This is a genomic window from Ruegeria halocynthiae, assembly GCF_900106805.1.
In the GTDB taxonomy this organism is placed as follows: domain Bacteria; phylum Pseudomonadota; class Alphaproteobacteria; order Rhodobacterales; family Rhodobacteraceae; genus Ruegeria; species Ruegeria halocynthiae.
In genome coordinates this window covers 117,762-140,804 of the sequence record NZ_FNNP01000003.1, presented here as the reverse complement: position 1 = coordinate 140,804, position 23,043 = coordinate 117,762, and the positions used below count along the sequence as shown (strand labels likewise).

Here is a 23,043-nt window from a genome sequence, read left to right as displayed (position 1 = left end):
CAAAGCGTGTTTTCGGTTTCGCGGACTAAGTGTCGCCAATTGGCCCCGCCCGAGGCATTGAATCCACCGCTGCGCTCGGGCAAGAGGTGAGCATAAAAATGGGGACAGGCGTGATCGAGCTGGACAATATCAGCTATAACTACGGCGGCGGTGAATTGCTGAGCGATGTTTCGCTGCAATTGCAGCCGGGGTCGTTCCATTTCCTGACCGGCCCGTCCGGTGCAGGCAAGACCACATTGTTGAAACTCTGCTATGGCGCGTTGCTGCCGACCTCAGGCAGGTTGATGGCCTTTGGCGAGGATATTGCCACCACGGATCGCGATCAGATGGCCCTGCTGCGCCGTCGGATCGGCGTGGTGCATCAGGATTGCCGGTTTCTTGATCACATGACGTTGGCTGAAAATGTCGCCCTTCCATTGATGGTGTCCGGACGTGGCGAGAATGGCACGCAGGAGAATCTGACCGAACTTTTGGGGTGGGTTGGGCTTGGCGGTCGGCTTGAGGCGCACCCGCCCGAGCTTTCGGGTGGGGAACGTCAGCGCGCCGCGCTGGCCCGTGCTGTTATTCTGTCACCTGACGTGGTGCTTGCCGATGAACCCACCGGCAACGTGGATTGGGAGATGTCGCAACGCTTGCTGCACCTGTTGGTCGAATTGAACCGGATGGGCAAAACCGTGCTGATCGCCACCCATGACCTGAGCCTGATCCGGGCCGCCAAAAGTCAGGTGCAGGCTCGTGTCCTGCGTATCGCGCAGCGTCGGGTGCAGCTTGCGGGGGCGGATTTATGAGTAAGGGTACGATCCGAAATTTGCTGCGCCGAGACACCCGCGCAGACCGGGTGGTGCCGCCCACGGGTTTCACCGCGCAATTGACCCTATTTGTGTCGGGCGCAATGGCGTTTCTGGCGGTGTTTGCGCTGGCTCTATCGCTGGCCTCGGGCCGTTTGGCGGACAGATGGGCCTCGGAACTGGCCGGTGCTGCGACCTTGCGGATCAATGCGCCTACCGATCAGCGCGCAGCGCAGACCGAGGCGGCTTTGAACGTATTGCGGCAAACGCCGGGCGTCGCATCGGCCCGTGCTTTGACGGACGAAGAACAAGCATCGCTGCTGTCGCCTTGGTTTGGGTCGGACTTGCCTCTGGACGCTCTGCCAATTCCGCAGCTGATTGAGATTATCGAAGGTGAACCTGGCCTGGATGCAGCAGGTCTGCGCCTGCGACTGGGGGCCGAGGTGCCGGGTGCAGTGCTGGATGACCATACCCGCTGGCGTGAACCACTGGTCGATGCGGCTCAGTCCCTGCGGCGGCTGGGCTGGATTTCGGTCCTGCTGATCGGTGGGGCGACGGCGGCTATGATCACCCTCGCCGCCAACGCGTCCCTTGCCGCCAACGCGCAGATTATCGAGGTTTTGCGCCAAGTCGGTGCACGCGACCGGTTCATCGCCGGAGCCTTTGTGCGCCGCTTTACATTCCGCGCGCTTTTTGGAGCAGCCGTTGGAACCTTGTTAGGTATGTCGGGTGTCTTGCTGCTGCCCGAAGCTTCGGACGCGGGTGGGTTTCTCACTGGGCTCGGGTTTCAGGGGATCGGATGGCTATTTCCCGCGCTGATCCCGCTATTGGGCGCAGCTGTTGCGTTTCTGGCCACCTGGTCCGCCGCGCAGCGCAAGTTGAAGGAGCTTTCGTGATGTTCATGGCCATTCAATGGGTCCGGTCTTTGGTGTTCATGATCGTTATCTATGCATGGATGTTGGTTCTGGGGATCGTCTTTGCGCCCTATGCGCTGTTTGCCAAGCGAGGCGCCCTGCAGGCTTGCAAAACCTATGCGCGCACAACGATGTGGCTGGCCCGCTGGATGGTCGGCATTCGTTGCGAAATCCGCGGGGAGGTGCCTCATGGTGAGGTTGTGATTGGCGCCAAGCACCAGTCCTTTCTCGACATCATCATGATTTTCAACGCAATCCCGCACGGCAAGTTCATCATGAAACGAGAGCTTCTGTGGACGCCGATCATCGGGATGTATGCGCGGCGCCTGGGCTGTATTCCGGTTAATCGTGGTAAGCGGGGCGCGGCCGTGGCCAAAATGGTCAAAGACGTCGCCCGCGAATTCAGCGAACCCGGTCAACTTGTGATCTACCCACAAGGCACGCGTGTCGCGCCGGGGGTTCATAAGCCCTATAAAGTCGGAACCGCGGTTTTATACGAAGGGCTAGGGTTCCCATGTGTGCCCGTCGCGACCAATGCGGGTGTCTTCTGGCCTAGAACGGGTGTGTTACGCAAACCCGGCACGGCGATTGTCGATTTTCTTGATCCGATCGAACCGGGTGTCGCGCGGAACGACTTTCTTGAACGGTTGGAACACGCGATCGAGACACGCTCGAACACATTGATGAGGGAAGTGGGGTTTGATCCGGATGAAGTTCGTTAAGGATATCACCGAGCTTGAGGCGTTGTACGGCACGCCAGGAGCGGCCGCCACACGCAAGGTGGCGCGGCAACTGACACCGCTTTATCGTAAATGGATCATGGCATCGCGGCTCTGTATCCTCAGCACAGTGGGTCCCGAGGGCGTCGATGGCAGTCCACGCGGGGACGACGGACCCGTTGTAACAGAGCTTGACCCCGGATCTCTGGCCTTGCCGGATTGGCGTGGAAACAACCGATTGGATTCATTGCGCAACATTGTGCGAGACCCGCGTGTCTCGCTGATGTTTATGGTTCCAGGATCGAACAATGTGGTGCGGGTGAACGGGGCTGCTCAGTTGACTGCCGACGATGACCTGTGCGCCCGTTTTGAGAAACACGGTAAACGCCCCGCGACCGTCATCGTGATTGAGATTTCTGAAATCTACACCCAATGCGCTCGCGCATTGATGCGGGCGGCAACCTGGAACGGTCGTGATGAAACAGATGATCTGCCCAGCGTTGGTGAGATCCTGTCTGAGATGACAGCAGGCGAAGAAGGTGGCGCGCAATATGATCAGGAATGGGGTGCCCGCGCCACCAGTACCATGTGGTAGGACACCCCCGGTTTCTAAGCTTCTGCGGGTTTTGCGTACATCGACTGGAACAGGGCTTTGACCTCTGCGCCGCTGATTTTCAGACCGTGCGCAAGCTTTTGAACAAAGTCCGTTTCGCGCTTGTCCAGATCACCATCCGACCCGATGATCATCAGTACCGCCTGCAGCACCATCCGCTTTTGATCGGGTGACAGCCCGCTGCCAAAACTTGCGAATTGATGCTCGGTCGGCTTGGCCTCGGCAAGATCATACATCCGCCGAATCCGCGCCTCGTCAAAGGGTTCACCGGTCATCTGTTTGGCAATATCCGACATGAGTGCGATTTCGCTGTCATCCAGCCGGCCATCGGCTTTTGCCGCGTGGCACATGGCGTCGATGGCTTTGACTGCTGCAGGGGCTGCACCTTTCATCTCGGCCTTTCGTTTGCTGGTGCGCGCACTGCGTCCTGCCCATTTGATCCCGGCAACACCCAATAGCAGCGCAAAGACGCCCAGACCCCAGAACCCTGAGATCATGTCACTGACCGACAACTTTGGCTGGTCTGGCAAGTCTTCGGGTAGCTCTCCCAGCACTTTGCCCAAGGTCAGTTTCTCAGCATCTACCGGATAATAGCTTTCAGCATCGCATTTATTGATCGCCATCGCATATCCCAGCGAGCTGCGCCATACTGGCAGGAACAAGACGTGCCTGTTCTCGGTCAGGTGACACAGTGACAACAGCTGCCCCTGATCATTGGTGAGCTGTGTTTCGGTGATCAGGCTCAGCTGCTCGGCTGTACCTGAAGCGCCGCCACCGCGCCGGGCTTCGGCCTGTTCCCCGATGCAGAGTGAAAAGATAAGTGCGGTCGCGCATAAAGTCAGAAATCGCATAAATGCCTCAAGTGTTTATCTGTAATCCGGGCAACGCTGAATACAATCCAGGGTCGCCATGATGTCGAAAATTCAATCTCAGGCTGAGCGAAACTAAGACCGAATGGAGGCAAGAAAAAGGCGGGTCAAAATGGCCCGCCTTCTCTGACTATCTATGCTAATAATCAGCTATGGATTGGCCCGTCACCGCAGGCAAGTGCGGCCTCACGTACCGCTTCGGAATAGGTTGGATGGGCGTGGCAGGTCAGGGCCAAATCCTCGGCTGAGGCGCCGAATTCCATGGCAACACAGACCTCGTGGATCAGGTCTCCGGCTGCTGGACCAATAATGTGGCACCCCAGTATGCGGTCGGTTTCCTTGTCTGCCAATATTTTCACAAAGCCATCCGACATCATGTTGGCCTTAGCGCGACCATTACCCATGAACATGAACTTGCCAACCTTGTAGGCGCGGCCTTGTTCCTTCAGCGTTGTTTCGGTCTCGCCCACGTTGGCGACTTCGGGCCAAGTGTAGATGACGCCCGGAATGACGCCATAGTTCACATGTCCATGCTTGCCCGCGACCTGCTCGGCTGCGGCCATACCTTCATCCTCAGCCTTGTGTGCCAGCATCGGGCCTTCGGTCACATCGCCGATTGCGTAGATGCCGGGAACATTGGTCTGCCAGTCAGCGCCAACTTTGATCTGGCCGCGCGGGGTCATCTCGACGCCCAGAGCGTTCAGCCCCAGACCATCCGAGTAAGGCTTGCGCCCAGTGGCCACCAGCACGGTATCGGCATCGACAACATACTCGCTGTCATCCTTGAGCAGCTTGTAGGTCACTTTGGCTTTGGTCTTGGTTGCTTCGGTCTTTTGGACCGCAGCCCCCATGACGAATTTCATGCCCTGTTTCTTGAGGATACGCTGAAAGGTTTTCTGCACCTCAGGGTCCATGCCCGGCGTGATTTCCTTGAGGAATTCGATCACCGTCACCTCGGCGCCCAAACGGCTGTAGACCGAGCCCAGTTCAAGCCCGATCACACCAGCACCGATCACCACCATCTTCTTTGGTATTTTGCCCAGCGACAGCGCTCCGGTCGAAGTCACAACGACCTTCTCATCCACTTCAACACCCGGCAGCGCCGACGGCTCAGAGCCCGATGCGATGATGATATTCTTGGCCTCATGGGTTTCGTCACCAACCTTGACCTTGCCAGCAGCAGGGATCGACCCCCACCCCTTCAGCCAATCAATCTTGTTCTTCTTGAACAGAAACTCGATACCCTTGGTGTTGCCGTCGATGACTTCATCTTTGTAGGCCTGCATCTGCTTCCAGTCGACCGAAGGCGATTTGCCCTTCAGGCCCATCTTGGCAAAGTTATGTTCGGCCTCGTGCAATTGGTGGCTGGCGTGCAACAGCGCTTTGGATGGGATACAGCCCACGTTCAAACAGGTGCCGCCTAGCGTCTCGCGCCCTTCAACCACAGCGGTTTTCAGACCCAGTTGGGCGCAACGGATGGCGCAGACATAGCCGCCAGGCCCGGCGCCGATTACGATGACGTCATAGTTAGCCATTACATTCTCCTAAATCGACCGGATATTCCGGCACCTTCCCTGCCCGGCTTGTGGGTCAGGGCATGTATTCGTCAAACGGGTTCCAGCAACTTGATCGTGATATGCGCAATTCCGCCCCGCTCGTGATGCATCGCCAGTTCCTCAGACCCAAAGAAGGCTTTGGCCTTATCAAGATCTGTCACTTCGAACATTGCAATGGCGTGATCGCGCTGATCCGGATCGCGCCAGACATGCAGGTCGCGGATGCCCGCGGCCTTGCGCATCGGCTTATCTTCGCGAAACACTTTCAGCCAGGCGTCGAAATCGGCCACATCGGCCTGCCAGAGTACATGCGTTGCCATAATTACAGATCCATCAATAGCCGGCGCGGGTCTTCCAGCGCCTCTTTCACGCGGACCAAGAAGGTCACCGCACCTTTGCCATCGACGATCCGGTGATCATAAGACAGGGCCAGATACATCATCGGGCGGATCTTGATCTCACCATTGATGGCCATCGGGCGGTCCTGAATCTTGTGCATGCCCAGGATGCCTGATTGCGGGGGGTTCAAGATCGGCGAAGACATCAGCGAGCCATAAACGCCACCATTTGAGATGGTGAAGGTGCCACCCTGCATCTCAGCCATGCTCAACTTGCCGTCACGGGCGCGTTTGCCCTTCTCGGCTATGGCTTTCTCGATCGCGGCAAAAGACATCGCGTCAGCGTCGCAGATGACCGGTACAACCAGACCTTGCGGCGTCCCGGCGGCCACGCCCATATGAACGAAGTTCTTGTAGACGATATCCGTGCCATCGATCTCGGCGTTGACTTCGGGAACCTCTCTCAACGCATGGCAGCAGGCTTTGGTGAAAAAGGACATGAAGCCCAGTTTCACACCGTGTTTCTTCAGGAATAGCTCTTTGTATTCGTTGCGCAGGGCCATCACCTCGGTCATGTCCACCTCGTTAAAGGTGGTCAGGATGGCGGCCGTGTTCTGCGCATCCTTCAGGCGCTTGGCGATGGTCTGGCGCAGACGGGTCATGCGCACGCGCTCTTCGCGCGCGGCGTCACCGGCGGCCACTGGCGCGCGCGGAGCTTGGGCAGCGGGGGCGGGCGCAGCCGCCGCAGGCGCTGAGGCCGTAGCCGTTGCAACTGCTTTTGCCACATCCTCTTTCATGACACGGCCATCGCGACCGGTACCGGTGACCTGATCGGCAGACAGCCCGGCCTCGGCCATGGCTTTTTCGGCTGATGGTGCGTTGGACACGTCTTTGCCCGTGCTGGCTGTGACCGGAGCGGCAGCGGCCGTTGCCGGGGCTGGCGCAGCGCCTGCGGCCGCGCCCGAAATCACCGCCAGTTTGGCAGCCGCATCCACGGTCGCGCCCTCAGGTGCAACGATTTCAGCCAAAACGCCTGCCGCCGGGGCCGGAACCTCGACCGAAACCTTATCGGTTTCCAACTCGCACAGCATCTCGTCCTGCGCAACGCTGTCACCAACTTGTTTGAACCATGTCGAAACGGTTGCCTCTGTCACTGATTCGCCCAGCGTTGGAACCATCACATCCACGCTGCCACCCGCCGCAGCCGGAGCTGCTGCCGCTGGGGCCGGGACTGCCTTAGCCGGAGCAGGCGCCGCCCCTTCGCCGGCCGTGATAGTGGCCAGCAGGGCATCGACCCCCACCGTTTCACCTTCGGCAGTGACGATCTCACCCATTACACCAGCGGCAGGAGAAGGAACTTCGACTGTAACTTTGTCAGTCTCCAATTCGCACAGCATTTCATCTACAGCGACTGCATCGCCAGGTTTTTTAAACCAGGTTGCAACCGTGGCTTCGGTGACTGACTCGCCAAGCGTGGGAACACGAACTTCAATCGTCATCGTTTACTTTCCTTCAATGCTCAGCGCTTCGTTCACCAGCGCTTCTTGTTGGGCTTTATGTTGGCTGGCCAGACCCGTCGCGGGCGAGGCCGACGTGGCGCGACCGGCATATGCCGGGCGGGTATGCTTGGCGCCGATGCGGGTCAGGACCCATTCGATATTGGGTTCGATAAAGGTCCAGGCACCCTGGTTCTTGGGCTCTTCCTGACACCAGACCACTTCGGCGCCTTTAAAGCGCTCAAGCTCATTGATCAGCGAATGCGCCGGGAATGGATAATATTGTTCGATCCGCATCAGATAGACATCATCGATCCCACGGGCATCGCGTTCCTCCAGCAGGTCGAAATAAACTTTGCCCGAACACATGACGACGCGTTTGATCTTGTCATCCGCCACCAGCTTGGTGTCAGAGTTACCCTTCTGCGCGTCGTCCCACAGCACTCGGTGGAAGCTGGAGCCAGTGACAAAGTCCTCGGTCGTACTGACGGCCAGCTTGTGACGCAGCAGCGATTTAGGTGTCACCAGGATCAGCGGTTTGCGGAAGGTCCGGTGCAACTGACGGCGCAGGATGTGGAAATAGTTCGCAGGCGTCGTGCAATTCGCCACGATCCAGTTGTCCTGACCGCACATCTGCAGGAACCGTTCCAGACGCGCCGATGAGTGTTCCGGGCCTTGCCCCTCGAACCCGTGCGGCAGCAGCGTGACCAGACCGGACATCCGCAGCCATTTGCTTTCACCCGAGCTGATGAACTGGTCGAACATGATCTGCGCCCCGTTGGCGAAATCACCAAACTGCGCTTCCCACAGCACCAGAGCGTTAGGTTCAGCCAGCGAATAACCGTATTCGAAGCCCAGAACCGCATACTCGCTGAGCATCGAGTCAATCACGTCATAATGCGACTGTCCCTTGCGGATGTTGTTCAACGGATAAAACCGTTCCTCGTTTTCCTGATTGACGAAGCCCGAATGGCGCTGGCTGAACGTCCCGCGAGTGGCGTCCTGACCTGACAAACGCACTGGATACCCCTCGGTCAACAGTGAGCCGAACGCCAGCGCCTCACCAGTTGCCCAGTCAAAGCCCGTGCCGGACTCGAACATCTGCTTTTTGTGCTCCAATAACCGGCCAACGGTCTTGTGCATTGCAAAACCTTCGGGTGCGTTCGTCAAGGCGGTCCCGATCTCGGCCAGCGTTTCCGGTGGGATCGCAGTGTCACCGCGCACATATTCCTCTTTGTTCTTATCCAGATGCGACCAGCGCCCATCCAGCCAATCAGCCTTGTTGGGCTTGTAATCCTTGCCGGACTCGAACTCATTGTTCAGATAGGCCTGAAATGCGGCCTTCATGTCCTCGATCTCGCCCTCGGGGATCAGGCCATCCTTGACCAGTCGTTCCGTGTACAGCGACAGCGTGGTCTTATGAGTCTTGATCTTCTTGTACATGATCGGGTTGGTGAACATGGGCTCATCGCCCTCGTTGTGCCCAAACCGGCGATAACAGAAGATATCCAGAACCACGTCCTTGTGGAACTTCTGACGGAACTCGGTCGCCACTTTGGCGGCGTGAACTACCGCCTCGGGGTCGTCGCCATTCACGTGGAAGATTGGCGCTTCGACCATCAGTGCGATATCGGTGGGATAGGGGCTCGAGCGACTAAAATGCGGTGCGGTTGTGAAACCGATCTGGTTGTTCACCACGATATGCATGGTGCCACCTGTTTTGTGCCCTTTCAGACCCGACAAACCAAACCCTTCGGCCACCACACCCTGACCGGCAAAGGCGGCGTCGCCGTGCAGCAGAATGCCCATCACTTTGGTGCGATCCTCATCACCAAGCTGATCCTGCTTGGCGCGCACCTTGCCCAGAACCACCGGGTTCACCGCCTCAAGGTGTGAGGGGTTGGCGGTCAAAGACAGGTGCACCGAGTTGCCGTCAAATTCCCGGTCGCTGGACGCGCCGAGGTGGTATTTCACGTCACCCGAGCCATCCACGTCTTCTGGTTTGAAGCTGCCACCCTGGAATTCGTTGAAGATGGCGCGGTATGGCTTGGCCATCACGTTGGCCAGAATGTTCAGACGTCCCCGGTGCGGCATCCCGATCACAATGTCCTGCAATCCCAGCGCGCCGCCACGCTTGATGATCTGCTCCATCGCGGGGATCAGGCTTTCGCCACCGTCCAGACCGAACCGCTTGGTGCCCATGTACTTGACATGCAGGAATTTCTCAAAACCCTCGGCCTCGACCATCTTGTTCAGGATCGCCTTGCGGCCTTCCTTGGTGAACGCGATTTCTTTGCCGTAGCCTTCGATCCGCTCCTTCAGCCACGCGGCCTCTTCTGGGTTCGAGATATGCATGTATTGCAGCGCGAACGTGCCGCAATAAGTCCGCTTCACGATCTCGACGATCTGGCGCATGCTGGCCATCTGCAGGCCCAACACGTTGTCGATAAAGATGGGGCGATCCATATCGGCATCAGTGAACCCATAAGTCTTCGGGTCCAACTCAGGATGATTGCTGGCGGCGCGCATGCCCAGCGGATCCAGATCAGCAGCCAGATGGCCCCGGATACGATAGGCCCGGATCAGCATCAGCGCACGCAGGCTGTCCAGCACCGCGCGTTTGATCTGTTCGTCGCTGACCTCAACACCCTTGGCCGCCGCCTTGTCCTTGATCTTGTCGCCCGCTGCCTTGGCGTCAATCTCGGCCCATTCGCCCGTCAGCGCGCCGGTAAGGTCGTCAGCGGGCATAGGAGGCCAATCGGATCGTGCCCACGAAGGCCCCTCGGCCTCGCGCTGCACATCCGGCGTGGCATCGCCCATCGCCTTGAAGAACTCGGCCCAGGCGGCATCCACCGCACCGGGGTTCTTGGTGTACTGGGCATAGAGTTGCTCCAGATATTCCGCGTTATGCCCCTGCATAAAGCTTGAGGCATGAAACTGGTCGTTGGGCGAGTGCTCGGTCATCGGGCTACCTCATGTGGGTTGGGACCGTATTGGTTGGTGCCTGGTTGACTGGGGCGGGCCAGCCACCACAGCACCAGAAGGGGTGACACAAACAGAACGAGAAGTGTCGGAAGGACAATCAACAGCGTGGCGCGGGTGAACAGGATATCAAGATTGCCACCATGCTGGAAATGAGAGGCAAGGCCGATACCAAAGATCAGCACCGCAAAGGCGCCGAGGATCAGTAGGATCGGCAGCAGGGCATAAAGTCCGCTGCGCCCGGTATCATGCATCCGCCGCCATGCGACGGCCAGATGCGGGAAGAAGACGATGAGGCCGACGATGCTCTGTACCGGCCCCGAGGACGTGGCCGCGACGGATTTCGACGTCTCGGTTTCGGTCACGGCGACCTGCGTGAAGAACTGCAAATCGATGATCCCGGCAATGATGCTCCAAATCACGATGAACAAGAAAAAGAACCAGTATTCGGGCCGCGAGGCACGCCCTGAGAAGGTGAAGAACTTGGAGAAACAGGTGCGGATGGCGTCAGAGAAGGTCATTCCGATCTCTCCGCTCGCACTGAAAGAAATGTTGTGTAAACCGACGAAACGTCAATTTCGCTGTCTGATACGGCGGAAATACGCTCTATATTCAAGATTGCGCCATTCAGGCTCCGCTTGACGCCATGACTTTCAGATATCTGGGGCTGGAGGTGGTAGACTGGCGGGAGTTCCTGTGGATCAGGCCCAGACCCTTCGACCAACCGCTGAAAAGTGATCGGAGAGTCTTCCTCTTTAAACGCGATTACACAATTCATTTGGAAATAAACATCATTCTTAAAACTGTTGACGCGCAAAACGCTTCCGGTTTTTTCCCAAACAAACCAAAGGTCTTTCTGTTGAGAGCCTTCGATTTTCTTAAGGTTACGTGCTCCGCCCGCATTTTTGAGGGATTGCTCCCAAGTACTCGAGATTCTAGGGTCTGGAACCTCGCCAAAACCAAATTGGTTAGACAGAATCGTTGCCGCATATGATCGAATTGCTCGGTCATCAAGATCGGCAGGAACGCTGAGGGTCCAGCCAACTTCCAGTAAGAAATCGGTCAGGTTTGCCAAAGCAGGTGTAGCTTGGCAGGCCCTAACAGTTTTTGATGCGAAGTCCGGGTTATTGGAACCAGCAAGGACGGTTGTGGCCGCCAAGATGGCAGCCACAAAGCCAAACAGGAGTTTACCGCACCGGTTCACAGCTTACCCAATCGCTTCCAGCACAGCCTCGCCCAGCTGCGCCGGGCTTTCGGCCACGACGATACCGGCCGCGCGCATGGCTTCGATCTTGTCCTCGGCACCGCCCTTGCCACCGGCGACAATCGCGCCCGCGTGGCCCATGCGGCGGCCCGGAGGGGCCGTGCGGCCTGCGATGAAACCAGCGGTCGGCTTCTTACGGCCCTTCTTGGCCTCATCCGCCAGGAACTGCGCGGCTTCTTCCTCGGCCGAGCCGCCGATCTCACCAATCATGATGATCGATTCGGTTTCGTCATCGGCCAGGAACCATTCCAGCACGTCGATATGCTCGGTACCTTTGATCGGGTCGCCGCCAATGCCCACGCAAGTGGACTGGCCCAGACCCACATCGGTGGTCTGCTTGACGGCCTCATAAGTCAGGGTGCCCGAACGCGATACAACGCCGACCGAGCCGCGCTTGTGGATGTGGCCGGGCATGATGCCGATCTTGCAGGCGTCGGGTGTGATGACACCAGGGCAGTTCGGACCGATCAGGCGCGAGTTTGAGCCTTCCAGCGCGCGCTTCACCTTCATCATGTCCAGAACCGGGATGCCTTCGGTGATGCAGACGATCACTTCCATCTCGGCATCAATCGCTTCGAGGATCGAGTCCGCCGCGAAAGGGGGCGGCACATAGATCACGCTGGCATTGGCGTCGGTCACATGTTTGGCCTCGTGGACCGAGTTGAACACGGGCAGGTCAAGATGCGTCATCCCGCCTTTGCCGGGGGTCACACCGCCGACCATCTTGGTGCCATAGGCGATGGCCTGTTCAGAGTGGAATGTGCCCTGCGAGCCGGTAAAGCCCTGACAGATCACTTTGGTATTTTCGTCGATGAGGACTGCCATTTCGTGGAGTCTCCTGTTTTGATACTATTGACTGCACTTATCACCGTTAGTTGTAGATAAGCGGAGGAATTTGTTCGGCGGAGATGGGCGCAGACAGGAAAATTTGGCTTCTGCTAGCATCGCCTTTCTTCCTGATGTTCTGTGTTATCAGGCTTCCATTGGGCAGTTGGACTGCGTATTCGTAAAATGAAGACGGATAACTCTTCCCCTGCCCTCTACCAACTGCCTTGCGAGCGCTTGCCAATAGAGCTGATCCGACAGCTTTAGGGTCGTCATTGCTATCTACAGTGAAATTGCAAATAACTCCGCTGGGCGAATCCACTAAACCCACAATGACCCGTTTGTTTGGCAATTGATGAGGGTTTTTTAACGGTGCAAGCCCACCGATCTTTTGGAGCCCTGCGGCGCTTGCCTTTTCCGAGAAGTCAGCAAAATTTGGCAATGAAGCCAAGCACGTTCTCTCGAAAACGCTTACAGCTTCCTGAGTAGTCGCCACTTCCGCGGGTGTTGAAGAACCACTTGGCGCGCATGCAGACAAAACCGTCAAAGCCAAAGTGGCTAGCAAACCGGTTGCTTTCTTAGCTATTACCATTACCCCTTAACCGCCTTCACGATCTTTTCGGCACCGTCTTTCAGGTTGTCCGCCGCGATCACATCGAGGCCCGAGGTGTTGATGATCTCTTTGCCTTTCTCGACATTCGTGCCTTCCAGACGCACGACCAGCGGAACCTGCAGGCCGACCTCTTTCACCGCGGCGACAACGCCCTCAGCGATCACATCACAGCGCATGATGCCACCGAAGATGTTGACCAGAATGCCTTTGACCTGCGGGTCCGAGGTGATGATTTTGAACGCCTCGGTCACTTTCTCTTTGGTGGCACCACCACCCACGTCGAGGAAGTTGGCAGGCTCGGCACCGTAAAGCTTGATGATATCCATCGTCGCCATCGCCAGACCGGCGCCATTGACCATACATCCGATCTCACCATCCAGTGCGATATAGTTCAGGTCGTATTTCGAGGCTTCCAGTTCCTTGGAATCTTCTTCGGTCGTGTCGCGCAGTTCTGAAATATCCGGGTGGCGGTACATTGCGTTGCCGTCAAAACTGACCTTGGCGTCCAGCACCTTTAGGTCACCCTTGTCCGAAACGATCAGCGGGTTGATTTCCAGCATCTCCATGTCCTTCTCGACGAAGGCGGCATACAGCTGGCTCATCAGTTTGACGCATTGCTTGACCTGCGCGCCTTGCAGACCCAGCGAAAACGCGATGCGGCGGCCGTGATAGGCCTGATAGCCTGTCGCAGGATCAACCGAGAAGGATAGGATTTTCTCGGGCGTCGCGGCGGCCACTTCTTCGATGTCCATGCCGCCTTCGGTCGAGCACACGAACGAGATACGGCTGGTCTGGCGGTCCACCAACAGGGCCAGGTACAGTTCGGTCTCAATGCCGGAGCCGGCCTCGATATAGATGCGGTTAACTTGCTTGCCTGCTGGGCCGGTTTGATGAGTGACCAGTGTGCGGCCCAGCATCTTCTTGGCTTCCTCGGCCGCCTCTTCGACCGACTTGGTCAGACGGACACCGCCTTTTTCACCAGCGTCGGTTTCTTTGAAGCTGCCTTTGCCGCGTCCACCTGCGTGAATTTGCGCTTTGACAACCCACAAGGGGCCATCCAGTTCACCAGCTGCTGTTTTGGCTTCCTCGGCGCGCAGAACCGCGCGACCTTCGGAGACCGGGGCGCCATAGCTGCGAAGAAGCGCTTTGGCCTGATATTCGTGAATATTCATCGAAATTGTCCCGTCTGACTACGATTTACCCGATATAGCCGTGCCTAACTGCCATTTATAAAGGGTTTTTTGACGTGGGGCAGGAATTTCGCGAAGATTTTCAGTATTTGTGATCACAGCTTTTTAGGGTGTGATCACAAAATCGAACCTGTTTTGGAATTGATTCGATCTCTTGCCAAGAACGGAGGAAATCACATTCAAAAACTACATTAGCTACAGATCGGGTAGCGATGAAAAATGGAAGGTGAACGAAAAACTGTTCCGAAAAAGAAAACCGGCCCGCAAGCGAGCCGGTTTTGGCGTTCCAATAAAGATGGATTACGACAGCGAGCTGTCGATGCCCTTACACGCCTCGATCAGGCCTTTTACGGCATTGACCGAATTGTCGAATCCAGCCTGTTCTTCTTCGTTGAGTTTGATATCGACGATGCGCTCGATCCCGCCCGCACCGATCACGGTTGGTACGCCGACATACATGCCGGTCACACCCAGTTCGCCATTGCAATAGGCGGCACAGGGCAGAACGCGCTTCTGGTCTTTCAGATAGGCCTCGGCCATTTCGATCGCCGAAGTGGCAGGTGCATAATAGGCCGATCCGGTTTTCAGCAAGCCAACGATCTCGGCGCCACCGTCACGGGTGCGCTGGACGATGGCGTCCAGTTTTTCCTGCGAAGTCCAGCCCATTTCGACCAGATCGGGCAGTGGGATACCAGCAACGGTCGAATAGCGCACGGATGGCACCATGGTGTCGCCGTGCCCGCCCAGAACAAACGCGGTCACGTCGCGCATGGATACATTGAACTCTTCCGAAAGGAAGTGCGCGAAGCGGGCTGAGTCCAGTACGCCAGCCATGCCACAAACCTTGTTGTGTGGCAGGCCCGAGAATTCGCGCAGGGCCCAGACCATCGCGTCCAGCGGGTTGGTGATGCAGATGACAAATGCATCGGGTGCATGGGCGGCGATGCCTTCGCCAACCGATTTCATGACTTTCAGGTTGATACCCAAGAGGTCATCGCGGCTCATCCCCGGTTTGCGGGCGACACCTGCTGTGACGATGCATACATCCGCACCGGCGATGTCGGAATAGTCGCTGGTGCCCGACATGGCGGCGTCGAACCCTTCGGATGGGCCGGATTCGGCGATGTCGAGCGCCTTGCCTTGCGGCAGTCCGTCGGCGATATCAAACAGGACAACATCGCCCAGTTCCTTGATGGCAGCGAGATGAGCAAGCGTGCCGCCGATGTTCCCAGCGCCGATCAGCGCGATCTTGGGTCTGGCCATTTGGAAAGTCTCCGGTCGGTAATGAAATCGCGGTTGTGCTAGTCCTTAAAACGCCAACGCGCAAGGCCCGTGCGACGCGGCATGCGACCGCATACCGTTTGTGTCTATCTAATGAAGTGCGCTAAATGGCCCGAAAACAGGCCGTTTTGAGGCATCTGATGTTCGAATTGAATTTTTTGTTTTTTGCCGTTGCGATCCCTGCGGTGATCTTTGCGGGTATCTCTAAGGGCGGGTTCGGCTCGGGCGTGGCCTTTGCGTCATCTTCGATTCTGGCACTAATTCTGGATCCCGGCCAGGCGCTGGCACTGATGCTGCCGATCCTGATGGTGATCGATGTTGCTACGCTCGGTCCCTATTGGAAGCGTTGGAACTGGCCGGATTCACGATTGTTAATATTGGGCGCAATTCCCGGCGTGGCACTGGGCGCATGGCTCTACAAAGCGACCGACGCAGATCTGTTGCGGCTGTTGATCGGGGGGATATCCATTGGTTTTGTGGTCTGGCACCTCGGCCAAACACGGGGTTGGTTGCGCGGGTTTGTCAACCGATTGCCACCACCCGCTGGCCTGTTCGCAGGGCTGATTGCGGGGTTCACCAGCTTTGTCAGCCATGCGGGCGGTCCACCTGCTGCCGTCTACCTGCTGTCCCAACGCCTGTCGAAAACCGAGTTTCAAGCCAGCACCGTTCTGGTGTTCTGGGTCATCAACGTCACCAAGTTCGTGCCTTATGCCTATCTGGGCATGTTCACCTGGCACACTGCGTTGGCGGATTTACTGTTAACACCATTCGCAATTTTGGGTGCTTGGCTGGGCGTTCAGGCCCATTGGATGATGTCCGAGCGCCTGTTCTTTGGTATCGCGTATGTGCTGCTGACTATAACTGGCAGCAAGTTGATCTGGGATGCGTTGGTCTGAGGTTCAGGCGTTGGGCGGCAGTGCGTCGGCAAGTGCTTCGAATGCCTGACCCGAGGCGACAAGGCAGGTCATACCGTCTGGCAGGGTGATCGTGATCGTCCAGCTGCCCGTATTGGCCGAGGCAAACAGCTCCATCACTGCCCCCTGACGGGCGATGCCTATGCCCCGGCGGGTTTCGCCATAGCGTTCCTCCAATTGCTGGATCAGGTCGTCGCGGGGGGCACATTGGCGGGGTTGTGCATAAAGCTGCTGTGCCGCCAGTACCATCAGGCCCAGCCCGGTGGCCATCTTAATCAGTGTCGATTTCATCGTGTTTCCCTCTTCCTGCGAGTGGATGTCAGCATGACTAGGCAAAGGAGAAATCACCTTAAAGCAACGCGCGTTGCGTCTTTTGGAGGACAAATGCTGCACCGCGGCGTTTTTGCGCTTGAACTTTCCGTCAAAAAATGCCCCATTCCGCGCAACATTATTACAAAGGGAGAGGCCAGTGGATTCCCGTCAGTGCCCCTATCGTTCTGTTCTCTATATCCCCGGTTCGCGTGACCGGGCACTGGACAAGGCCCGCAGCCTGCCGGTCGATGCGATTATCTTCGATCTCGAAGATGCAGTTTCTGCCGATGAAAAGCCCAACGCCCGCGAAACGCTCAAGGCTGCTCTGGCGACCGGTGGTTACGGCACGCGGGTGAAGATCGTACGCATCAACGGGCTGGACACCGAATGGGGTCGTGCCGATGCTGCGGCAGTGCGCGAGATGGATGCCGATGCGGTACTGCTGCCCAAGGTGAACTCGGCCGCCGACGTTGATGCGTTGGCCGCGCTTACGGGTGACCTGCCGATCTGGGCGATGATGGAAACCCCGCGCGGTATGCTGAATGCGGCTGAAATCGCAGCGCACCCGCTGATGGCGGGGTTTGTGATGGGGACCAATGATCTGGCCAAGGAATTGCAGACCCGTTTTCGACCTGATCGCCTGCCGATGATGACCTCGTTTGGCCTGTGCCTGCTGGCCGCCAAGGCTGAAGGGCTGATTATTGTCGACGGCGTTTATAATGCGTTTAAGGATACCGAAGGTCTTGAGGCCGAATGCACCCAAGGCCGTGATATGGGTTTTGATGGCAAGACTCTAATCCACCCCGCTCAGGTCGATGTCGCCAATGCAGCCTTTGCACCCTCGGAGGATGAGATCGATCTGGCCCGCCGCCAGATTGCCGCCTTCGAAGAATCCGAGGCGCAGGGGCAGGGCGTTGCCGTCGTGGATGGCAAGATTGTCGAGAACCTACACGTTGTAACTGCCCGTGAAATTCTGGCAAAAGCAGAAGCGATAGTAGCTTTGCAAGCGGGGTAAGCCAGCATGGGCTTTGTTCTTCTGATTTTGGGTGTGGGGCTGTGGTGGGCTGCACATTTGTTCAAACGCGTGATGCCCGAACAGCGGGCTTCGATGGGAAATGCGGGCAAAGGTGTTGTCGCGCTGGCGATTGCGGCTTCGGTCCTGCTGATGATCTTCGGCTATCGCATGACCGATTTCATCTATGTCTGGGCGCCGCCCAGCTTCATGGTTCACATCAACAATCTGTTGGTCTTGATTGCGATCTTCATGATGAGCCCCGCCGGACAGAAAGGGCGCCTTCTGAACAAGATGCGCCATCCGATGCTGGGCGGAATGAAGATGTGGGCCTTTGCGCACCTGCTGGTGAATGGTGATTTGGCCTCGATCATCCTGTTCGGTGGTTTGCTGGCCTGGGCGGTTGTCGAAGTGATCGTGATCAACCGGTCCGAGCCTGGCTGGGCGCCGAGCGAGCCGGGCACCTACGGCAAAGACGCGATGTTCTTTGTCGCCTCAATCGTTCTGCTCGGCATCATCGGCTACATCCACGGGCTTGTCGGCCCGTCCCCATTCGGTTCGTAAAGGTCAGATGTAATGCCAAAACTCTACCGTTTATTGACCGAAGAAGACACATCAGCCTTTTGCCACAAGGTCTCGGACGCAATGGCGAAGGGTTGGGAGCTCTATGGCGACCCTTGCTACGCCTTTGATGCCGCCAACAACATGATGCGTTGTGCACAGGCGGTCACCAAAGAGGTCGAGTCCGATTATTCACCTGATATGAAACTGGGACAGCAATAATGGCAAAAACAAACCCGGGCCGCTTTTTCGAAGATTATTCTGTCGGGCAGGTGCTGCATCACGCGGTGCCGCGCACTATAACGGATGGCGAACGAGCGCTGTATCATGCGCTCTATCCGGCGCGTCACGCGCTTTATTCTTCGGATGAATTTGCCCGGAATTGTGGTCTGCCGCAAAGTCCGATCGACGATCTGGCGGCCTTTCATGTGGTATTCGGAAAAACGGTGCCCGATATCTCGCTGAATGCGGTTGCCAATCTGGGCTATGCCGAAGGGCGCTGGCTGCAGCCAGTCTATCCGGGCGATACTTTACGTTCGGAATCCGAGGTGATCGGGCTGAAACAGAATTCGAACGGCAAGACCGGGGTGGTTTGGGTTCGCACTCGCGGCCTGAATCAGCGCGATGAGGTGGTCATCGAATATGTACGCTGGGTGATGGTGCGGAAATCGGACTTCGACGCGCCGGCGCCTGAAACGTTGGTGCCAGAGCTGAAAAAGTCGCTGGATGTTGGCGATCTGCTGGTTCCTCAGGGGCTCGATTTCTCAAACTACGATTTTGTACAATCCGGTGAAGCCCACCGCTGGGATGCGTACAACACCGGAGAAATGATCGATCACGTCGATGGCGTGACCGTTGAAGAGGCCGAGCACATGCTGGCCACCCGATTGTGGCAAAACACGGCCAAGGTGCATTTCGACCTGACCTTCCGCCCTGAGGGTCGGCTGATTTATGGTGGTCATGTGATCTCGATGGCGCGTGCCTTGTCGTTCAACGGCTTGGCAAACGCGCAGATGATCGTTGGACTGAATGGCGGCGCTCATGCAAATCCCTATTTTGCGGGCGACACCATCAAGGTCTGGTCAGAGGTGTTGGATAAGGCCGAAACTGGCGTGTCCGGAGTTGGTGCGCTGCGGTTGCGGCTGGTCGCGACCAAGGGTGGAGAGCCCTTTGAGCTGCGCAATGAAGACGGAAAATACCTGCCCAACGTTCTGCTGGATCTGGATTACTGGGCCCTGATGCCCATCTAACATTTGTCGCCTGACCGCTGACATTGAAGTGATCACGGTGGGCGAAATCCATGCTACGCTTGGGTCATGGTGTTGTTGCGCTCGTTTCTGGCCTGCCTGTGCCTGACCCCGCAGGCTTATGCCTGCGATCTGGCTTTGGCATTGGCCGTGGATGTCTCGGGCTCGGTCGATTCCGATGAATACCGAATTCAGATGGACGGGCTTGCCGCCGGATTACGTGATCCCATCGTGTCCGAGGCATTGGTGCGCGGGCAGGCGCGATTGATGCTGGTGCAATGGACCGGCAGTTCACGCCAACGGATCACCATTCCATGGACCCGGATCGACAGTTTCACCACGCTGGACCAGTTCGCAGATCATGTCGCGGCCGATCCGCGGGTCTGGCGAAACTTCTCTACTGCGATTGGTGAAGCGCTTGAAATGACCACTGCCAGTTTTGGCGAGGTGTCCGAATGCAAAAGGCATCTGATCGATCTTTCGGGTGATGGGATTTCGAATGAAGGCATCGAGCCGGCGACGCTTCATGCCAAGCTCCGTGATCGCGGTGTCACCGTAAACGCGATTGCGATTGAAGAGAGCGAACCTGACTTGACGGCCTATTTCTTTGAGAACGTCATTGTAGGTGAGGGTGCCTTCGTCGTCTCGGCTGCCGGTTTTGCCGACTATCCCGAACGTATCCGCAAGAAGCTTTTGCGAGAGGTTACACAGCAGACTGCAGTGTTGAAGCCAGCCCTTCGATAGATTCGTGATCACATTGCTTTTGCGTTGAAAACGCTAACATAGAAGACGATGCATGTTTTTTGTGATCACGAGATTATTTTGTGTGATCACAAATGTGTCTTATCAACGATTTTGAAGTAAATTTACTGGATTTTGCACCTGCAGCGCGTGACAGAGTCGCAAAAACCATTAAAACGTTCGGTAGCCAACCGAAAAGGAGCCAGCATGGCCGATGTAAATCGGGGCAACCGCCCTCTTTCACCGCATCTGTCGATCTACCGACCACAGATGACGTCGATATCCTCGATCTTGGTCCGTATCACCGGCATTGCATCGTTGTTGGTCGCCTTTTTTGTTGTCTGGTGGCTTCTGGCGGCCGCAACATCAGAAAGCGCATTTGTTTTCATTGATAGTCTTATGCGCAGTTGGCTGGGTGACCTGGTTATGTTCGCCGCGACCTGGGCGATCTTTTATCACATGCTGGGACGGCTGCGGCACGTGATCTGGGATCTGGGCTATTGCGTGAATGTCGAAGTGTCCGAGAAACTGGCGATCGGCATGTTCGTGCTTGCTACGATCCTCACCTTTATCACGGCACTTGCGGTTTAAGGAGCTTCGCGATGCATTACCTCACCGACCGCAAACGCGCGCAGGGCATGGGTGCAGGCCGTCAGGGCACGCACCATCACTGGCAGATGATGGCCAGCTCCACTGCGCTGGTATTTCTTGTTCCACTTTTCGTCTTCACCTTTGCCTACGGTCTTGGTGGTACGTTTGAAGAGGTTCTTGCCTATTACAGTAAGCCGTTCCCAGCCATTGTTACCGCTCTGACGCTGGTCGTCGTTGTCATTCACCTCGTGCGGGAAGCGCAGGTGGCAATCGAAGATTACGTTCACGGCGTTGCGGAAAAGCTGAGCCTGATGGCGGTGGCGGCATTCGGTTACACACTGATTGCTGCCGGGCTTTTTGCCCTTGTAAAGCTCGCCCTTTAAGAATGCGCGGTAAGGATCACCTAAGATGACAGCAACATATGAATACGAAACCCACGAATATGACGTGGTGGTTGTCGGCGCCGGTGGCGCGGGTTTGCGTGCAACTTTGGGCATGGCCGAACAGGGTTTGCGCACCGCCTGCGTGACCAAGGTTTTCCCGACCCGTTCGCATACGGTCGCGGCACAGGGCGGCATTGCCGCGTCCCTGTCGAACATGGGGCCGGACCACTGGCAATGGCACATGTACGACACTGTGAAAGGTTCGGACTGGCTGGGTGATACCGACGCGATGGAATACCTCGCGCGCGAGGCGCCCAAGGCTGTTTACGAGCTGGAGCATTACGGTGTGCCCTTCAGCCGGACCGAAGAAGGCAAGATCTATCAGCGCCCATTCGGTGGCCATACGACTGAATTTGGCGAAGGCCCTGCCGTGCAGCGGACTTGCGCTGCCGCCGACCGGACCGGCCACGCGATCTTGCACACGCTGTACGGTCAGTCGCTGAAGAATAATGCAGAGTTCTACATCGAATATTTTGCCATCGACCTGATCATGTCCGATGACGGGCAATGTCAGGGCGTCGTCTGCTGGAAGCTGGACGATGGCACGATGCATGTCTTCAATGCCAAGATGGTGGTGCTGGCGACCGGCGGATATGGCCGCGCCTATTTCAGTGCGACCTCGGCCCATACCTGTACCGGCGACGGTGGCGGCATGGTGGCGCGCGCAGGACTGGCGCTGCAGGATATGGAATTCGTGCAATTCCACCCAACCGGCATCTACGGATCGGGTTGCCTGATCACCGAAGGTGCGCGTGGTGAGGGCGGTTACCTGACCAACTCCGAAGGTGAGCGGTTCATGGAGCGTTATGCGCCCCAGTATAAGGATCTCGCGCCGCGCGATTATGTTTCACGCTCGATGACAATGGAAATCCGCGAAGGTCGCGGCCATGGCGACGGCGGTGACCACATCCACCTGAACCTCAGCCACCTGCCTTCCGAGGCGTTGGCAGAGCGCTTGCCGGGTATTTCTGAATCTGCACGGGTGTTTGCCGGTGTAGACGTGACCAAGGAACCAATCCCGGTTCTGCCAACGGTTCACTACAATATGGGCGGTATCCCGACGAACTATTGGGGTGAGGTTCTGAACCCGACCGCTGAAAACCCGACAGCTGTTGTGCCGGGTCTGATGGCTGTGGGTGAGGCGGGTTGCGCTTCGGTTCACGGCGCGAACCGTCTTGGATCAAACTCGCTGATTGACCTTGTGGTATTTGGCCGTGCCGCTGCGATCAAGGCAGGCAAGGTTGTGGATGCCGAGGCACCGAACCCGGTGTTGAACCAAGCGTCGGTGGACAAGGCATTTGATCGGTTTGATGAAGTTCGTAACGCAAGCGGTGCAGTTCCGACAGCCGATTTGCGGCTTGAGATGCAGCGCACTATGCAAGAAGACGCGGCCGTGTTCCGTACCGCTAAGACGATGGCGGAAGGGGTCGAAAAGATGACGGCGATTGCGGCCAAGATGAATGACCTGAAAGTTTCGGACCGTAGTCTCGTCTGGAACAGTGATCTGATGGAATCGCTGGAATTGACCAATCTTATGCCGAGCGCGCTTGCCACCATCGTAGGGGCTGAGGCGCGTAAGGAATCGCGCGGCGCCCATGCCCACGAGGACTTTGCCGAGCGGGATGATGAGAACTGGCGCGTACACACCATCAGCCGCGTCGATGGCAATAAGGTCGATCTCAGCTATCGCCCGGTGATTGTCGATCCACTTAGCACTGAAGCCGAAGGCGGCATCAGTCTGAAGAAAATCGCGCCCAAAGCGCGTACGTTCTAA

At 57.2% G+C, this 23,043-nt stretch carries 25 protein-coding genes; 13 read left to right on the top strand and 12 right to left on the bottom strand.

Annotated elements, in window-relative coordinates:
• Nucleotides 1-110: 110 nt before the first annotated feature.
• The 4 genes from BLU89_RS11325 to BLU89_RS11310 are packed head-to-tail and all read left to right on the top strand — an operon-like array spanning nucleotide 111 to nucleotide 3,016.
• A complete protein-coding gene (locus tag BLU89_RS11325) occupies nucleotides 111-788 on the top strand; it encodes a cell division ATP-binding protein FtsE (RefSeq protein WP_074737118.1) in 678 nt (225 codons plus the stop codon).
• The gene (locus BLU89_RS11320) at nucleotides 785-1,684 is read left to right on the top strand and encodes a cell division protein FtsX (protein ID WP_074736951.1); all 900 of its coding nucleotides are present in this window, start codon (nucleotides 785-787) and stop codon (nucleotides 1,682-1,684) included. The genes BLU89_RS11325 and BLU89_RS11320 overlap by 4 nt, the downstream gene beginning before the upstream one ends.
• Nucleotides 1,684-2,424, top strand: a complete 741-nt coding sequence (locus tag BLU89_RS11315; protein WP_074736950.1) for a lysophospholipid acyltransferase family protein — start codon at nucleotides 1,684-1,686, stop codon at nucleotides 2,422-2,424. The genes BLU89_RS11320 and BLU89_RS11315 overlap by 1 nt, the downstream gene beginning before the upstream one ends.
• On the top strand, nucleotides 2,411-3,016 hold the full coding sequence (locus tag BLU89_RS11310; RefSeq protein ID WP_074736949.1) for a pyridoxamine 5'-phosphate oxidase family protein: 606 nt from the start codon (nucleotides 2,411-2,413) through the stop codon (nucleotides 3,014-3,016). The genes BLU89_RS11315 and BLU89_RS11310 overlap by 14 nt, the downstream gene beginning before the upstream one ends.
• A gap of 14 nt (nucleotides 3,017-3,030) precedes the next feature.
• On the opposite strand, the gene BLU89_RS11305 is transcribed toward BLU89_RS11310, so the two are convergent.
• From BLU89_RS11305 to mdh, 11 genes are all read right to left on the bottom strand, one after another.
• Complete coding sequence (locus BLU89_RS11305) at nucleotides 3,031-3,885, bottom strand: TerB family tellurite resistance protein (protein ID WP_074736948.1); 855 nt, start codon at nucleotides 3,883-3,885, stop codon at nucleotides 3,031-3,033.
• A 164-nt stretch (nucleotides 3,886-4,049) separates the two neighbouring features.
• The gene (lpdA, locus tag BLU89_RS11300) at nucleotides 4,050-5,438 is read right to left on the bottom strand and encodes a dihydrolipoyl dehydrogenase (RefSeq protein WP_074736947.1); all 1,389 of its coding nucleotides are present in this window, start codon (nucleotides 5,436-5,438) and stop codon (nucleotides 4,050-4,052) included.
• 71 nt (nucleotides 5,439-5,509) lie between these two features.
• Entirely contained in the window at nucleotides 5,510-5,779 is a 270-nt protein-coding gene (locus BLU89_RS11295; RefSeq protein WP_074736946.1) for a hypothetical protein, read from the bottom strand.
• A gap of 2 nt (nucleotides 5,780-5,781) precedes the next feature.
• Nucleotides 5,782-7,296 (bottom strand): 2-oxoglutarate dehydrogenase complex dihydrolipoyllysine-residue succinyltransferase, encoded by a 1,515-nt coding sequence (odhB, locus tag BLU89_RS11290; RefSeq protein ID WP_074736945.1) that lies wholly within the window; start codon nucleotides 7,294-7,296, stop codon nucleotides 5,782-5,784.
• A 3-nt stretch (nucleotides 7,297-7,299) separates the two neighbouring features.
• Nucleotides 7,300-10,257, bottom strand: coding sequence for a 2-oxoglutarate dehydrogenase E1 component (locus BLU89_RS11285; protein ID WP_074736944.1), 2,958 nt, complete (start codon nucleotides 10,255-10,257; stop codon nucleotides 7,300-7,302).
• Nucleotides 10,254-10,796: a DUF805 domain-containing protein gene (locus BLU89_RS11280; protein ID WP_074736943.1), complete on the bottom strand. Its 543-nt coding sequence runs from the start codon at nucleotides 10,794-10,796 to the stop codon at nucleotides 10,254-10,256. The genes BLU89_RS11285 and BLU89_RS11280 overlap by 4 nt, the downstream gene beginning before the upstream one ends.
• A complete protein-coding gene (locus tag BLU89_RS11275; RefSeq protein WP_143030564.1) occupies nucleotides 10,793-11,434 on the bottom strand; it encodes a hypothetical protein in 642 nt (213 codons plus the stop codon). Before BLU89_RS11275 ends, BLU89_RS11280 begins: the two co-directional genes overlap by 4 nt.
• 48 nt (nucleotides 11,435-11,482) lie before the next feature.
• Complete coding sequence (gene sucD, locus BLU89_RS11270; RefSeq protein ID WP_074736941.1) at nucleotides 11,483-12,364, bottom strand: succinate--CoA ligase subunit alpha; 882 nt, start codon at nucleotides 12,362-12,364, stop codon at nucleotides 11,483-11,485.
• A gap of 46 nt (nucleotides 12,365-12,410) precedes the next feature.
• Nucleotides 12,411-12,956, bottom strand: coding sequence for a hypothetical protein (locus BLU89_RS11265; protein WP_074736940.1), 546 nt, complete (start codon nucleotides 12,954-12,956; stop codon nucleotides 12,411-12,413).
• Nucleotides 12,956-14,149 carry an ADP-forming succinate--CoA ligase subunit beta gene (gene sucC / locus BLU89_RS11260; protein WP_074736939.1) on the bottom strand — a complete coding sequence of 398 codons (1,194 nt, stop codon included), beginning with the start codon at nucleotides 14,147-14,149 and terminating at the stop codon, nucleotides 12,956-12,958. The genes BLU89_RS11265 and sucC overlap by 1 nt, the downstream gene beginning before the upstream one ends.
• 318 nt (nucleotides 14,150-14,467) lie before the next feature.
• Nucleotides 14,468-15,430 carry a malate dehydrogenase gene (gene mdh, locus BLU89_RS11255; protein WP_074736938.1) on the bottom strand — a complete coding sequence of 321 codons (963 nt, stop codon included), beginning with the start codon at nucleotides 15,428-15,430 and terminating at the stop codon, nucleotides 14,468-14,470.
• A 158-nt stretch (nucleotides 15,431-15,588) separates the two neighbouring features.
• Here mdh and BLU89_RS11250 point away from each other — a divergent pair, with 158 nt between their 5' ends.
• Complete coding sequence (locus tag BLU89_RS11250; protein ID WP_074737117.1) at nucleotides 15,589-16,344, top strand: sulfite exporter TauE/SafE family protein; 756 nt, start codon at nucleotides 15,589-15,591, stop codon at nucleotides 16,342-16,344.
• A gap of 3 nt (nucleotides 16,345-16,347) precedes the next feature.
• Here the strand turns inward: BLU89_RS11250 and BLU89_RS11245 are convergent, their stop codons facing one another.
• Nucleotides 16,348-16,653, bottom strand: a complete 306-nt coding sequence (locus tag BLU89_RS11245; RefSeq protein WP_074736937.1) for a hypothetical protein — start codon at nucleotides 16,651-16,653, stop codon at nucleotides 16,348-16,350.
• A gap of 178 nt (nucleotides 16,654-16,831) precedes the next feature.
• Between BLU89_RS11245 and BLU89_RS11240 the strand changes: the two genes are divergently transcribed.
• From BLU89_RS11240 to sdhA, 8 genes are all read left to right on the top strand, one after another.
• Entirely contained in the window at nucleotides 16,832-17,689 is an 858-nt protein-coding gene (locus BLU89_RS11240; RefSeq protein WP_074736936.1) for an HpcH/HpaI aldolase/citrate lyase family protein, read from the top strand.
• A gap of 6 nt (nucleotides 17,690-17,695) precedes the next feature.
• Nucleotides 17,696-18,250: an NnrU family protein gene (locus tag BLU89_RS11235; RefSeq protein WP_074736935.1), complete on the top strand. Its 555-nt coding sequence runs from the start codon at nucleotides 17,696-17,698 to the stop codon at nucleotides 18,248-18,250.
• 12 nt (nucleotides 18,251-18,262) lie between these two features.
• Nucleotides 18,263-18,469 (top strand): DUF1737 domain-containing protein, encoded by a 207-nt coding sequence (locus tag BLU89_RS11230; protein WP_074736934.1) that lies wholly within the window; start codon nucleotides 18,263-18,265, stop codon nucleotides 18,467-18,469.
• Nucleotides 18,469-19,497, top strand: a complete 1,029-nt coding sequence (locus tag BLU89_RS11225) for a MaoC family dehydratase (RefSeq protein WP_074736933.1) — start codon at nucleotides 18,469-18,471, stop codon at nucleotides 19,495-19,497. The genes BLU89_RS11230 and BLU89_RS11225 overlap by 1 nt, the downstream gene beginning before the upstream one ends.
• Nucleotides 19,498-19,563: 66 nt before the next feature.
• Complete coding sequence (locus tag BLU89_RS11220; RefSeq protein ID WP_074736932.1) at nucleotides 19,564-20,238, top strand: DUF1194 domain-containing protein; 675 nt, start codon at nucleotides 19,564-19,566, stop codon at nucleotides 20,236-20,238.
• 204 nt (nucleotides 20,239-20,442) lie between these two features.
• The gene (sdhC, locus tag BLU89_RS11215) at nucleotides 20,443-20,826 is read left to right on the top strand and encodes a succinate dehydrogenase, cytochrome b556 subunit (protein WP_074736931.1); all 384 of its coding nucleotides are present in this window, start codon (nucleotides 20,443-20,445) and stop codon (nucleotides 20,824-20,826) included.
• 11 nt (nucleotides 20,827-20,837) lie between these two features.
• Nucleotides 20,838-21,209 carry a succinate dehydrogenase, hydrophobic membrane anchor protein gene (gene sdhD, locus BLU89_RS11210; RefSeq protein ID WP_074736930.1) on the top strand — a complete coding sequence of 124 codons (372 nt, stop codon included), beginning with the start codon at nucleotides 20,838-20,840 and terminating at the stop codon, nucleotides 21,207-21,209.
• A 25-nt stretch (nucleotides 21,210-21,234) separates the two neighbouring features.
• The gene (sdhA, locus tag BLU89_RS11205; RefSeq protein WP_074736929.1) at nucleotides 21,235-23,043 is read left to right on the top strand and encodes a succinate dehydrogenase flavoprotein subunit; all 1,809 of its coding nucleotides are present in this window, start codon (nucleotides 21,235-21,237) and stop codon (nucleotides 23,041-23,043) included.

What these genes read in the sequence shown, in the direction of transcription:
- BLU89_RS11250 (WP_074737117.1), top strand. Translation starts at nt 15,589, where the DNA reads ATGTTCGAATTGAATTTTTTGTTTTTTGCCGTTGCGATCCCTGCGGTG.
- sdhC (WP_074736931.1), top strand. Translation starts at nt 20,443, where the DNA reads ATGGCCGATGTAAATCGGGGCAACCGCCCTCTTTCACCGCATCTGTCG.
- BLU89_RS11220 (WP_074736932.1), top strand. Translation starts at nt 19,564, where the DNA reads ATGGTGTTGTTGCGCTCGTTTCTGGCCTGCCTGTGCCTGACCCCGCAG.
- BLU89_RS11295 (WP_074736946.1), bottom strand. Translation starts at nt 5,779, where the DNA reads ATGGCAACGCATGTACTCTGGCAGGCCGATGTGGCCGATTTCGACGCC.
- BLU89_RS11320 (WP_074736951.1), top strand. Translation starts at nt 785, where the DNA reads ATGAGTAAGGGTACGATCCGAAATTTGCTGCGCCGAGACACCCGCGCA.
- BLU89_RS11315 (WP_074736950.1), top strand. Translation starts at nt 1,684, where the DNA reads ATGTTCATGGCCATTCAATGGGTCCGGTCTTTGGTGTTCATGATCGTT.
- BLU89_RS11285 (WP_074736944.1), bottom strand. Translation starts at nt 10,257, where the DNA reads ATGACCGAGCACTCGCCCAACGACCAGTTTCATGCCTCAAGCTTTATG.
- BLU89_RS11230 (WP_074736934.1), top strand. Translation starts at nt 18,263, where the DNA reads ATGCCAAAACTCTACCGTTTATTGACCGAAGAAGACACATCAGCCTTT.
- mdh (WP_074736938.1), bottom strand. Translation starts at nt 15,430, where the DNA reads ATGGCCAGACCCAAGATCGCGCTGATCGGCGCTGGGAACATCGGCGGC.
- BLU89_RS11265 (WP_074736940.1), bottom strand. Translation starts at nt 12,956, where the DNA reads ATGGTAATAGCTAAGAAAGCAACCGGTTTGCTAGCCACTTTGGCTTTG.
- BLU89_RS11245 (WP_074736937.1), bottom strand. Translation starts at nt 16,653, where the DNA reads ATGAAATCGACACTGATTAAGATGGCCACCGGGCTGGGCCTGATGGTA.
- sdhA (WP_074736929.1), top strand. Translation starts at nt 21,235, where the DNA reads ATGACAGCAACATATGAATACGAAACCCACGAATATGACGTGGTGGTT.
- sucD (WP_074736941.1), bottom strand. Translation starts at nt 12,364, where the DNA reads ATGGCAGTCCTCATCGACGAAAATACCAAAGTGATCTGTCAGGGCTTT.
- BLU89_RS11305 (WP_074736948.1), bottom strand. Translation starts at nt 3,885, where the DNA reads ATGCGATTTCTGACTTTATGCGCGACCGCACTTATCTTTTCACTCTGC.
- BLU89_RS11225 (WP_074736933.1), top strand. Translation starts at nt 18,469, where the DNA reads ATGGCAAAAACAAACCCGGGCCGCTTTTTCGAAGATTATTCTGTCGGG.
- odhB (WP_074736945.1), bottom strand. Translation starts at nt 7,296, where the DNA reads ATGACGATTGAAGTTCGTGTTCCCACGCTTGGCGAGTCAGTCACCGAA.
- sucC (WP_074736939.1), bottom strand. Translation starts at nt 14,149, where the DNA reads ATGAATATTCACGAATATCAGGCCAAAGCGCTTCTTCGCAGCTATGGC.
- BLU89_RS11280 (WP_074736943.1), bottom strand. Translation starts at nt 10,796, where the DNA reads ATGACCTTCTCTGACGCCATCCGCACCTGTTTCTCCAAGTTCTTCACC.
- sdhD (WP_074736930.1), top strand. Translation starts at nt 20,838, where the DNA reads ATGCATTACCTCACCGACCGCAAACGCGCGCAGGGCATGGGTGCAGGC.
- BLU89_RS11235 (WP_074736935.1), top strand. Translation starts at nt 17,696, where the DNA reads ATGGGCTTTGTTCTTCTGATTTTGGGTGTGGGGCTGTGGTGGGCTGCA.
- BLU89_RS11310 (WP_074736949.1), top strand. Translation starts at nt 2,411, where the DNA reads ATGAAGTTCGTTAAGGATATCACCGAGCTTGAGGCGTTGTACGGCACG.
- lpdA (WP_074736947.1), bottom strand. Translation starts at nt 5,438, where the DNA reads ATGGCTAACTATGACGTCATCGTAATCGGCGCCGGGCCTGGCGGCTAT.